Source organism: Cytobacillus sp. FSL K6-0129 (genome assembly GCF_038007625.1).
GTDB classification, from domain to species: domain Bacteria; phylum Bacillota; class Bacilli; order Bacillales; family Cytobacillaceae; genus Cytobacillus; species Cytobacillus kochii.
This window is the reverse complement of sequence record NZ_JBBOXM010000001.1, coordinates 2,812,401-2,824,427: the sequence shown is the minus strand read 5'-3', so window position 1 is coordinate 2,824,427 and position 12,027 is coordinate 2,812,401. Positions and strand designations below refer to the sequence as shown.

The window sequence follows — 12,027 nt, the reverse complement described above, 5'->3', positions numbered from 1 at the left end:
TGGAATATAATCGATAGGAACCTGGAAGGATGGAGGTAATAAGATGAGCATTTAAATAGAATATAGTAACACAGCTTTAATATTGACCTATCAGGTCTTACGACGATTACCTCTTTTAGGAAAACAATCAAAATTCCTTACCATGTGATTGAAGAAGTGCAGACTGGAAGTTTCAAGTTCCCCTTAACAGCAATTAAAAGAACAGGTATTACTACAGTCGGTCATAAAGCAGTGCTTTTCATTATTAATAAAAAGAAATATTTTATCCTATTAAAACGAAGAACAAGTAGTACTCCTCGTTTTAATACTTTGAATTTGATAGGTGAGTGATTGAAAAAGGTGATCCAAAACAACTAGAGAAAAGCTTCGTGATGCGCTGTGGTCATATGAATAAATAAAAGTACTGTTTATTAAAGTAACAATCTATCAACTTAGAGAATGGGCAATGATAGATCTAAAGGTAGGAGAATGAATTTGAATAGGATTATTAGTATTATACTTGCCATAGTATTTTTTGCTTTTCTCTTTGGATATGAACCTATACAACTTATTTTTGAAGATGTATTTGCATTGATGTACCCATTTTTAATCTTACTAGGCCTTATCACATTAATCATTATCCTAGGGGTGTTTATAAAATAGATCTGAAGATGGCATTCTATCTCTATAAGGATTGATCCGGATGATTAGGGGTATGAAGTGTCTAATCATTCGGTTTTTTTGTGATTTATATCCTTATATGAAAAAAATAGAGGAATAGAGCAAAAGACACTCGACTCCCTCAGGGAAATAGAGGGAAATTTGAGACCTCACAGGTAATGCAGAGAAGGCTCAAGCGTTCCCTCCCCGTGGAAAGCAAATGTCTGTAGTGCAATGGAACGGGCTTTTTGGCAACTGATTTTTTATAGATTATGATTTGTTTTTGTTCGTTTTGAAGTTAGGTCATTTAGTTTTGTCCTACCCCGTTTTTATCCATTTAGTTCTGGTTTTTGTATCGCCGGTTTTATATATTTACATAGTATTTTCCTCGAGATAGGGCCAACGATTAATAACTGTGAAGGAAGGGCAACAATAATATTTAAGGCTAATGTCTTTAGATAAGCGGTAAAGATAGAACCTTCAATCCCGATTGTTATCAAGGTCAAGATGATTCCGTATGCTGACATGATGGCAACCATTATAGGAACCATACAAAAAGCAAAAACAATAATAAAGTTGAATTCTTTTGATTGGTCATAAGGTAGAGATCTTGCAAGTTTGTGTGCGACTGGCTCAACGAAAGACTCTGCGATAAAAGCAACAATAAACGTTATTGCAAATTGAATCAATGCACTACCTAAGCTATACGATGAAAAGCCGTGTAAAGCAGAGTTGTAAACGGACATGATTAAAACCATCCCAAAACACATGAATAGGCCAAAAATAAGGCCTTCTTTTTTATTACTAGGCAAATGAAAAACAACCTTTCTTTTAAGAGAATAAATGTAATTATATCGGTTCAAATTTTTCTTCATAAGTGACATATTTGTGAATTTTACTAAGAGATTTCATTTCCTTATATATCTTTTGGGGGTTTTTAAAGGTTATGAAATTAGTTTTGCTAGTTTAAAAATAAAACATATAAGTTTAACTAATAGGGCTCTCGTTAAAACCGTTCTTTTGAGGGCATTTTTCATTTGTCCATAGAAGGAGAGAAAATTGAAGTTGAGAAATTGTTTAATAAATAGCGATGGAAGCTTTCCATTACGAATTTGCTTTTTAACTAAATATTTAAAATTTATAAATAACTACTATATTGAATGTTGAGGAATATGTTATGGTAAAGTTACACAATGAAAAAATATTGCGAAATGAGAGGATGACCATTAAAAAGACTAAATATTGGACAGTTGGAGACTTATCAAAACTAACGGGGCTTACGTTTCGAACTTTACGATATTATGATCAAATTAGTTTATTATCTCCATCTGAATATTCCGAATCTGGACATAGGTTATATGATGAGGAAGACATTTTAATTTTATTTCAAATTCTTACTCTGAAAGATTTGGGGTTATCACTCGAAGAGATTAAATCTACTTTGAAAGATGAAGATTACACACCTAAGAAAGTCATTAACCTTCATATAGAGCGGTTGAAAATTGCGATAAAAAATCAGGAAGGTCTTTTAAAAGAATTACAAAATTTATCTTCTCTTATGCAACTAGAACAACATATAACGTTTGATGATTTAGCCCAGGTCTTAATGATGAAAAAGAATGCAACCCCTACCCAGAGAAGAAGTAAAGCATTAACCTTTAAAGAAATCACATAGTATGATATTTGTTAGGAAGAAGGAGCCCATTTTTCAACATATGTATTATTACTTTGATATTTGCATGGCTTGAATCATAGGTTCAAAAAAGTAAGTAAAAAGCCCGATTACCCTCAAAAAACTGGTAAACGGACTTTTGTTTTATAAAGTGATGGAAAATCATTTCTAATTATGACGATGCGTGTTTTTTCGATTCTTTTGGAAAAATTGTGTAGGAAAAAGAAATTAATCCATCAATAACTAAAATAATTGTCCAAATCCTACTTAAGTTATTTGTTGCTGAATGATCAAAAGGGAACGCAGCGTTACTTGATGCAAACCATTGTTGAAAGAAGTCCCCTATAGAACTAATCGTGGAGAATTGGTTTGATAATCCAAGAAAAAGGGCTAAAAGAATATGCACACCTAAAAATATGAGAAGATGCATAAAAAAGTGTTTTCTTTCTACAGCAGCAAATTCCTTTCCATCCAACTCTTTTACTTGATCTTCTATATTAATTGTTTCGCCTCTCCAGTTTGCTACTTTTTTCTGTATAAATCGATCAAGCTTTCTGAAATCTGATTTCCCATAGGTAAATGCGTATACAATCACAATTAATATAACAACCTGGTAGCTTGTAAATTCACCAGTTCTCATATAATCCATAAAGCCCATTGTGGCAATCCATAGGTCGTTCACTATAAAAATGCCGAAGAAAAGAAAACTGAGCTTATTTAACTTGAACCAATATCTTAAAATGAGAAAAGATAGTATTGAAATCCAGAAAATAACTTCAGCAGCAATAAAAAACTCCCATTTATGGTCTAAAATAAAATCCATTTAGTAAACCCTCCTAATTTTCTGTTAGCATTTCTATCCATTTCATGTCAGCTTCAAGATGCAGTATCTTACCATCAATTAAATAATGAATGGCCTCATTTTCTTCAGAAAATACGTGACTATTTCTTAGTTGTTGTAATTGAAAGATGTTTTTAATGATGAGTTCCTTATGTTGTTTAATCATCTCGCCAAGATTTTTAAATGATAGTTGTTTTGCACAAAGTAATTTAAAGTAAAACTCATCTTGAAGGAGGGAGCTTTCAACCGGTAGCAATAGCCATTTTTGAAGCTCAGCTTTCCCCTTTGGTGTAATGCGATAAATTTTCAGTTCTGACTCTTTTTCTTGTGCTTCTTGTACAAATTCATCTCTAATTAATCGATCAATCGTTGTATATATTTGTCCAGCGTTTAAATCCCACTGTTTATAAACCATAGATTCGAAAGAGACTTTTAAATCATAACGATGGCGAGGAGACTGGGATAAAAGCGTCAATATGGCATGCTTTACTGACATATAAATTCCTCTTTCCTCTTTTTAATAATATGAATGGGTAGTTGTAGAAATGCTACCCATCTAATCTTGTTTAAGTGATTTTGATATCGTTATTTTATTGACTGTATATGAAGGTAATACTGAAGCTGCTATGCTGACAATTAAGCCACAAATGATAGAAATAAGTATTGTCTCTAATGGTACAATAAATTCTATCAGTATATCCTCTGAGGTTTTGGCGTTTAAATAGATTGTGGCAATTCCAAGAGATATGCCAATCAAAATACCGTTTAACCCAATAATAAGCCCTTCACTTATGATGGTTTTATAGATTTGCCATCTTGTAAAAGCAATAGCTCTCATCACGCCAATTTCCCTAACTCGGTCCATTACATTCATTGTTAATGTGTTTAATATACCAATTCCCGTTATGATGATAGCAATCATTAATAATCCACTAAAGAGTGATTTTACGCCTGGAAGGGCACGCTCTTGTTTAGATATTTCTTCATTTAAAGTCTGTACAGAGCTTAAATCAAAAGGAAAAGTGTTAAGAAGTTCATTTTTTACAGAGCTTTCATCTGTATATTCATCTAAGAGTATTAATCCCTTAGAAGGAGACACATTGGGATGCAGTTGGTTGATATTCTCTTCTGAAATAAACGCAGTATAGCCACCATATTGTGTTGTATTGACTTTCCCAACAACTCTTAAGCTGTTTTCTTTTCCGTTTTGATAAATAGTCATAGTATCGCCTATTTTTCCGCCCCACTCACGAAACGCATATTCTCCTAGTAAAATGGTATCTTTTTCTTCAAGGGCATCCAATATTTGCTTTTGCTCAGATTCATGAGCGTAAAATAAAGGATTATTACTATACCAATCATTCTTCACTTCTATCATTGTAAATTGGCGATTCTCATCGCCTATGCTCCAAGTGGCTTGGCTTTCGCTATAAGCCATAACATCTTTTACACCATCCATCTGACTAATCTGTTCTAGTTTTTCATTAGAGATCGGAGTCTCGCTGCTAAACTGAATATTACCACCAAAGGAACGGATGACATCTCGGCTTATGTTTTGTTCTAAAGAAGTAAAGATAGATGAAACGAGTAAGCCAAGACAAATAGCAATTGCAAGAATTAATGACATATTTGAAGAACGATTTAATGTAAGCAATGTGCTCTTTCCGGCAATACTTCCCTCGTATCCCAAAAATGAAGTTTTAGAAAAGAGAATCGTCAAAGCCTTCATCATTATAGGATATAGAAGTATAACAGCTACTAAAAGAAAAACGATGGATATGGCATGAGGAATAAACACACCTAATAATACAATACACCCAATGATCGTTCTCTTTTTTTGACCGCTGACCTTTTCAGTAGGTATGGACTTTAAACTACTAATTACATCTACTTTGCTAGCATAAGTAACTGGAATTAAAGATGCGAGCATAGGTATGATAATACCTAATAAAATGGAAAGGGGAAGTGCATACATGAATTGCATTTTGACTTCAATGTTTGTTTGGAAAGAACCGAATAACCCATCTTGGAGCAAGTTTGCTAGCATAAACCCTGCTGGAATGCCAAGAATAAGTCCAATAATTACGAGATATAAGACTTCCATAAGAAATAGGATTTTGACTTGATTAGGTGTATAGCCGACAGTCTTCATGATGGCTATTTCATTCTTTCGTTCCGATACACTAACATAAAGGGTGTTGTATAAAATGAAAGCCCCAATAAGCATGGCGAGTCCACCAATGGCATAAAGCATGAAATACAACTCTTCTAATTGATTGGTTTGTCTTTCATCTAAAACGACCTTTTGAAATATGAGTTCTTCATTTTGTAAGCTGTCCTTTATTGCTGTTATACTGCTTATTTGTTCCACATTCTCTTTAAACTTTATTCTTATTTCACCAATTTGGTTTGGTGCATTATACAATTCTTGAATATTATCTAAAGTTGTAAGAGCTCGCCAATTTTTATTACTTGCCTCATTCCAGCTTGCTGGACCTTCCAACAAAGCTGTATCAGCTACAATTGCTGATATGGCTACATCTTTATTACCTTTAGGAAGTTGTATATTCAATATTTCTCCTGCGCGTAGATTCCACAATTCGGCGGTAGTCTCTGATATAATAATGCCCTTTTGATCGAGGTTACCAGCAATGACATCTAATGATAATAACTCGTTATCAAAGGAAGAAAGCCCGGTTAATCTCAGATTGCTTTCAGCGGAATGATGTGCACTATCTAAATTAATTTTTGTTTGTCTATGGACTAGCCCTGTTATGCTACTAATATCTGAGTTTGTTTCAACTTCATCCAATATTTCTTCTGAAAAAGTATTGGATGTTGAATGGATAGTATAATCAGCGTTCCCTGTGAACTCCTTTAGTTGCTCCGTTGTAAGATATTTTGCCGTTTCGACAGTGCTGATAACTGCGAACATCGTGGTAATCCCAATGAGAATGGCCAATAAAGTAAAGAAGGAACGTGATTTTTTACGAATTAAGTTTCGTAATGATGCTAGCCATAGCATTTTGATCCCCGCCTTCTGCTTGCTTAATATCCGATTCAATCATTCCGTCTTTTAACAAAATAATACGATTCGCAAAGCTTGCTGCATACATATCATGAGTAACCATGATAATCGTGAGTTTCTGGTCTTGGTGAAGAGAAGAGAGTAGTCTTAATATTTCTGTTCCCATTTTTCTGTCAAGATTGCCAGTCGGTTCGTCTGCGAGTACTAATTTTGGTTCCATTGATAATGCTCTTGCTATGGAAACACGTTGTTGTTGACCACCACTTAATTGCGAAGGATAATTTTTTTCTTTGCCTTCCAGTTTTGTGGATTGGATGAGATTAGTAACAGTTGTTTGAATACTTGCTTTTGGCAAACGATCGGCGTGCATAGGAAAAGCAATATTTTCTTCAACTGTCATGTTAGGTAGAAGCTGATAATTCTGAAATACAAATCCAATATTCTTTCTGCGGAAAAGTGTTCTTTCCTTTTCTGACATGTCTTGAAGTTTTGCATGATTAACTTGGATGTTTCCAATATCCGCTTGGTCAAGGCCACCAAGAAGGTTCAATAGCGTACTTTTTCCTGAACCTGAGGGTCCCATAATTGCAATAAATTCCCCTTCATTTATTGTTAAATCAATGCCCTTTAATACTTCGTATGATTCCTTTCCAATTTCATAAGTTTTCTTTATACCTTCTATTTGAATCATATAAAGCCTCCTATTCAGTATATACTCAGTATATATATTGTATACTCAGTATATACCACTAATATATACTGAGTATACACTAAATGCCAATTTTTAATAAAAATAGTTCAATCTCCCTGTTAAAACATTTCACTAAAAGAATGAATCATACTTATAAAAGAAGGGGGAGACAGGCTGTGATGTACAAAGCGACAATATATAACTAGAAAGAGTGTAAGTATTTAAAAATAATGAATCGGTAGGATAGTTTCTTAAACAAACATCCTTTGAAATGATGGTATGAATTAATTTAGGGTCAGTATAAAAACCAACACCTAAATGTTTTAGTATGGATTCCTTTTGTGTCCAGCAGTGGATGAAAGCTCGTTCGCCATCTGATTCTATTTTCTTCAACTGGTCCAATTCTGTATTGGTCATGAATAGCTTAGCAGTATCATTCATATCTAGTTGGTAAGGTTTGAGTTCCTCGATATCAATTCCAACTGAATGGCTTAAACTAATTGCAATACTGGCCCAATTATTTGAGTGGCTTATATTAAAAGTATAAGGATGTTTATGCTTGTTAGATATGTACGGTTTGCCGTATTTAGAGTATTGGATATGGATTGAAGCAGGAGGAGTATGCAAATAATACCCGAGCAGATTTCTAAGTGCATATCTACAGGTTAAATAGCGATGTCTTTCCGTCTTATGTATAAATTGATTGGCTTTAGTGATTTCGACTGCTGAAAGTATACTGTATTGTTCCGTGTATGTTTTACTCAGGTCAATTAACCATATGGCACATTCCCCGTCGATGATGTGATGCATCTTCTCTTTAAAAACAACCATTTTCCCACCTTCTCGTTTTTTTATTTTACATTCTCATACTAATAACTTACTAAAATATGGCTATAACGCAATAGAATCAATTTAATTTTGCGTAAAATACGGATTTTTGAAACCCTTTAGACTATTAAACTTTAGGAGAAATAGTACAAGAAAAGGAGCCGTGATATGGGAAATGAGATGCATATATTTATAAAAATGTTAGTAGTTTTTATCCTAATATTGATTGCCTCCAGAAGTGTTGGAAGGCTATGCACTTATGTCGGACAACCACGTGTATTAGGGGAAATGTTAGCAGGGGTAATATTAGGACCAACATTATTTGGAGCAGTATTTCCGGGCCTGTATGCAAATTTGTTTGATGCTGATATTAAAAATATCCTGTACATGTTTAGTCATTTAGGACTGGCACTTTATATGTTTCTAGTTGGAATAGAGGTTAATTTTAAAAAGTATGATAAAAAGTTTTATCGAAACTCAGCAAAATTATCGCTATCAGGTTTTTTGGTACCCTTTGTAGCAGGAATCGCTTTGGCTTTTATTTTGAAGGATGCTTTCTTTCAAGGAGATAATTTCCTCCATTTTGCATTGTTTATTGCCATTGCAGTTTCCATGACAGCTTTTCCTATGTTGGCACGTATTCTCCAAGAAAAAAACATGATGAAGACAAAAATAGGTGGGATTACACTTTTATCTGCGAGTGTGATAGATGTCTTAGGTTGGTTGTCGCTAGCTGCAGTTATTGCTTTAGTAGAGACAAATTCCCTCAAAGGTGGAGGAGTGACATTTCTCGGAACTATAATCTTTGTCATTGTTTTATTTAAAGTATGTAAACCATTACTAGAGAGAATATTTGTAAGCGTAGTAGAAACAGGAAAGATGCATCAGGGGCTTTTAGCGCTGATACTTGTCCTCGTTTTAAGTGCAGCAGCATTTACTGATTATATAGGGGTGTATTCAGTATTTGGTGGTTTTATGATGGGGCTCATTATGCCTAAGAATAAAGTGTTTGAACAGCAGGTTCGCTCAAAATTAGAAGACATTGTAGTGGTCTTCCTTGTCCCCATTTTCTTTACGTACTCTGGGATCAACACGCAATTTACTACACTGAACGTCTCGCTGCTCATCATGTTTTTAATCATTCTTATTTTTTCATCTATCAGTAAATATGCTAGCTGTTTGATTACTATGAGGGCAGCTGGATTTGGATGGAGGGAGTCATCAGGGGTAGGTTCATTAATGAATGCCAGAGGATTAATGGAATTAATCGTACTTAATGTTGGCTTAACATATAACATTATTTCTCAAGACTTATTTAGTTTAATGGTTTGGATGGCAATTATCACGACTGCGATGGCGTTACCTGCTTATCATTTTTCGGAAAAATTCAAATTCAAGAAGGCGCTACCTTCAAATACTATCACAATAAAATAAAAGGAGAGATTTATATATGGAAGTAAAAATGGACAATCATATCTATGATGTATTAATTATTGGTGGAGGACCTGGTGGAATACAAACGGCACTTACTTATTCAGAGATATGTAGAGAAAATGGGGCTGAACCTAATATGGTTGTTCTAGAGGCTTTTAACAGAGCTGGATATAGCTTCACAAAGTATCCCGTTCACGAAAAACTTATTAGTAATAATAAATTGTATACTGGTAAACCATTTAAAAGCCGATATGCAGAAAGGTTCGATTGGAATAGCTTAATTACAAAAGAGAAGAATATATTAATGAGAAATTATAGCCAGGATTTTTATCCAAATAGGAAAGCAATTGTTGATATGTTAAATGATCTTATTGACGAATGTAATATCCCGATTAGTTATGATACTCAGTGGATTCAAACGAATAAAACAGAACAAGGGTTATTTGAGGTCATTACTACTAAAGGAACTTTTACAAGCAAAGCAGTTGTTGTAGCAACAGGTCTAAAACCTGTTATCCCAAAAATAGAGGGAATAGAGCATATAACCATGTATGAAAATATGAAAACAAAAGAATCATACAGGGACAAGCGTGTTCTAATCTTAGGGAAAGGCAATAGTGGACTTGAATGTGCACAGGAGATATTAAATGAAGCGAATGTGATTATGGTAGCAAGCCCTTCCTCAGCAAAAATGGCTTACAAAACCCACTATGTTGGAAATATCCGAGCGGTTAATTCGATTTTTGCAGAAAACTATCAACTTAAACATCAAGCAGCACTGCTTGATTGCCATATAAAGAGTATAGAGAAAGTAGCAACAGGTTTTAATGTAACCGTTGAATATATTCATGCAGACGGTGAAGTTGAAACACTTTTCTTCAATGAAGTAATTGCAGCAACAGGCTTTAAGTCAAATATAGATCAACTGATAAAGGATTTTAACATCCAGTTGTTGCATAAAAAATTCCCATCGATTAATGGGGTATTTGAATCGACAGAGGTATCCAATTTGTATTTTGCAGGAGCACAAACACATGGTCTAGATTATAGAGGATATTCTACAAGTGGATTTATTCACGGATTCCGTTATAACTCACAAATACTTGCGAACCATCTAGCTGAAAAATTTAATATCAGCAAAATGGAAAAATCATTAGAACAAGATCCATCAAAGAGAATACTAGATGAGTTGAATGAATCGCCAGAATTATGGCTTCAGCCTGGATATGTTGGCTATCAATTAAAATTTGATGGGCAGCATTGGTATGAAAATGGTCATCGGACAATTAATGAATTCAAAGATTCAACATTGAACACTAATGAATTAACCATCTTTATTTCGCTGGAATATGGGGACATTAGTAAATTTGAAGAAACATTTAGTATTCCAAGAGTACCAGGGGATGCTACACAAAGTGTGCATATTCATCCAGTTATTAGAGTGAAACAAGGTGACGAAATAATTAAATATGACTTGGAAGAACATTTGGAATCAAAATTTGATGCTGATCTTTATGTTCCAGTAATAAAAGAGATAGTGACAAATGCAGTGGAAAAAGAGTCGTCATTATCCTACTAGACTATTGACTTTTTTTACAAGTTTAAAAATCTATTTTTGCAGTAATTAGGGAGGATAAAAATTGAAACAAAAAGCAGTTGTAACCGGAATGGGCGTTGTAACTCCTATTGGAATTGGGGTAGAGCAATTTTGGGCAAATTTAATTCGTGGTAAAAGTGGGGTAGAGCCCATTTCTAATTTTGATACCGAGCATTTTACTACTAAGTTTGCAGCACAAATCAAAGATTACCAAGCCGAAGACTATTTTAATAGTAAGGAAATTAAACGTATGGATGCATATACTCAATATGCATTAATTGCGACAAAAGAGGCACTCAAACAATCGCGTTTGCCCTTACAAAATATTGACCCCTATCGGATAGGTGTAATCGTTGGTTCGGGTTCTGGTGGGCTCAAGACAGTATTAGAAAATGATAAAAGGCTGATTGAACGAGGGGCTAAAAGGGTCAGCCCCTATCTTGTTTCATCTATGGTAGTAGATGCAGCCTCTAGTGAAATCACTTTATTAACCGGGGCTAAAGGGAAGAGTGGAGCCTTTGTTACTGCTTGTGCCACGGGTACAAATTGTATAGGTGAAGGTTTAAGAGCAATCCAGTGGGGTGAAGCGGATGTAATGATTGTTGGCGGAGCAGAAGGAGATTTGACCCCATTAGATCTTGCGGGATTTTCTAATATTAAAGCGTTATCAACTAGAAATGACGACCCACAAGGTGCAAGTAGACCATTTGATAAAGATAGGGATGGATTTGTACTAGGAAGTGGTGGGGGAGTTCTTATTCTTGAGTCTGAAGATTTTGCAAGAAACAGAGGGGCTACTATTCTTGCTGAAATCGCTGGATATGGCTCTACTTCAGATGCCTATCATCAGACTGCTCCTGACCCAAATGCTGAGGGAATGTTGATGTCAATGAAGAAAGCTATTGAGGATGCTGGCGTAGAACTCTCTGAAATTGATTATATCAATGCTCATGGTACGAGTACAAAATACAATGATTATTATGAAACCATGGCCATTAAAAAACTGTGGGGAGAAGCAGCAACAAATATTCCTATAAGTGCAACAAAATCAATGACAGGCCATTTATTGGGGGGAGCAGGAGCGGTTGAACTAGTAGCAAGTATCTGCTCTATAAGGGAAAATCTTATACATCCTACAATCAATTGTGATCATATTGATCCTGAATTAAATCTTAACTTTGTCCCACATGAGGCATTAGCGAAACAGGTAAAAGTGGCTTTGAGTAACTCATTTGGGTTTGGTGGTCATAACGCAAGTATAGTAGCGAAAGAATGGAATGAGTAAAGGGAGGGTGGA

The 12,027-nt window shown here is 34.7% G+C and carries 10 protein-coding genes; 4 read left to right on the top strand and 6 right to left on the bottom strand.

The features are described 5' to 3' along the window. Nucleotides 1–968 precede the first annotated feature (968 nt). Entirely contained in the window at nucleotides 969–1,409 is a 441-nt protein-coding gene (locus MHI57_RS14035) for a DUF2798 domain-containing protein (RefSeq protein WP_340978619.1), read from the bottom strand. 407 nt (nucleotides 1,410–1,816) lie between these two features. Here MHI57_RS14035 and MHI57_RS14030 point away from each other — a divergent pair, with 407 nt between their 5' ends. Then, on the top strand, nucleotides 1,817–2,314 hold the full coding sequence (locus MHI57_RS14030) for a MerR family transcriptional regulator (RefSeq protein ID WP_233435182.1): 498 nt from the start codon (nucleotides 1,817–1,819) through the stop codon (nucleotides 2,312–2,314). A gap of 169 nt (nucleotides 2,315–2,483) precedes the next feature. On the opposite strand, the gene MHI57_RS14025 is transcribed toward MHI57_RS14030, so the two are convergent. From MHI57_RS14025 to MHI57_RS14005, 5 genes are all read right to left on the bottom strand, one after another. Next, nucleotides 2,484–3,134, bottom strand: coding sequence for a hypothetical protein (locus tag MHI57_RS14025; protein ID WP_095371501.1), 651 nt, complete (start codon nucleotides 3,132–3,134; stop codon nucleotides 2,484–2,486). Nucleotides 3,135–3,147: 13 nt separating this feature from the next. Next, the gene (locus MHI57_RS14020; RefSeq protein ID WP_095371502.1) at nucleotides 3,148–3,648 is read right to left on the bottom strand and encodes a PadR family transcriptional regulator; all 501 of its coding nucleotides are present in this window, start codon (nucleotides 3,646–3,648) and stop codon (nucleotides 3,148–3,150) included. A gap of 60 nt (nucleotides 3,649–3,708) precedes the next feature. Continuing rightward, complete coding sequence (locus MHI57_RS14015; protein WP_095371503.1) at nucleotides 3,709–6,177, bottom strand: ABC transporter permease; 2,469 nt, start codon at nucleotides 6,175–6,177, stop codon at nucleotides 3,709–3,711. Further along, complete coding sequence (locus tag MHI57_RS14010) at nucleotides 6,140–6,871, bottom strand: ABC transporter ATP-binding protein (RefSeq protein ID WP_095371504.1); 732 nt, start codon at nucleotides 6,869–6,871, stop codon at nucleotides 6,140–6,142. The genes MHI57_RS14015 and MHI57_RS14010 overlap by 38 nt, the downstream gene beginning before the upstream one ends. 132 nt (nucleotides 6,872–7,003) lie before the next feature. Beyond that, nucleotides 7,004–7,702: a 4'-phosphopantetheinyl transferase family protein gene (locus MHI57_RS14005; protein WP_095371505.1), complete on the bottom strand. Its 699-nt coding sequence runs from the start codon at nucleotides 7,700–7,702 to the stop codon at nucleotides 7,004–7,006. Nucleotides 7,703–7,867: 165 nt separating this feature from the next. On the opposite strand from MHI57_RS14005, the gene MHI57_RS14000 reads away from it, so the two are divergent. From MHI57_RS14000 to fabF, 3 genes are all read left to right on the top strand, one after another. Then, nucleotides 7,868–9,133 carry a cation:proton antiporter gene (locus tag MHI57_RS14000; protein WP_095371506.1) on the top strand — a complete coding sequence of 422 codons (1,266 nt, stop codon included), beginning with the start codon at nucleotides 7,868–7,870 and terminating at the stop codon, nucleotides 9,131–9,133. A gap of 16 nt (nucleotides 9,134–9,149) precedes the next feature. Further along, nucleotides 9,150–10,712 carry an NAD(P)-binding domain-containing protein gene (locus MHI57_RS13995; protein WP_233435183.1) on the top strand — a complete coding sequence of 521 codons (1,563 nt, stop codon included), beginning with the start codon at nucleotides 9,150–9,152 and terminating at the stop codon, nucleotides 10,710–10,712. 61 nt (nucleotides 10,713–10,773) lie between these two features. Further along, nucleotides 10,774–12,015: a beta-ketoacyl-ACP synthase II gene (gene fabF, locus MHI57_RS13990; protein WP_340976909.1), complete on the top strand. Its 1,242-nt coding sequence runs from the start codon at nucleotides 10,774–10,776 to the stop codon at nucleotides 12,013–12,015. The last annotated feature ends 12 nt before the right edge of the window (nucleotides 12,016–12,027 follow it).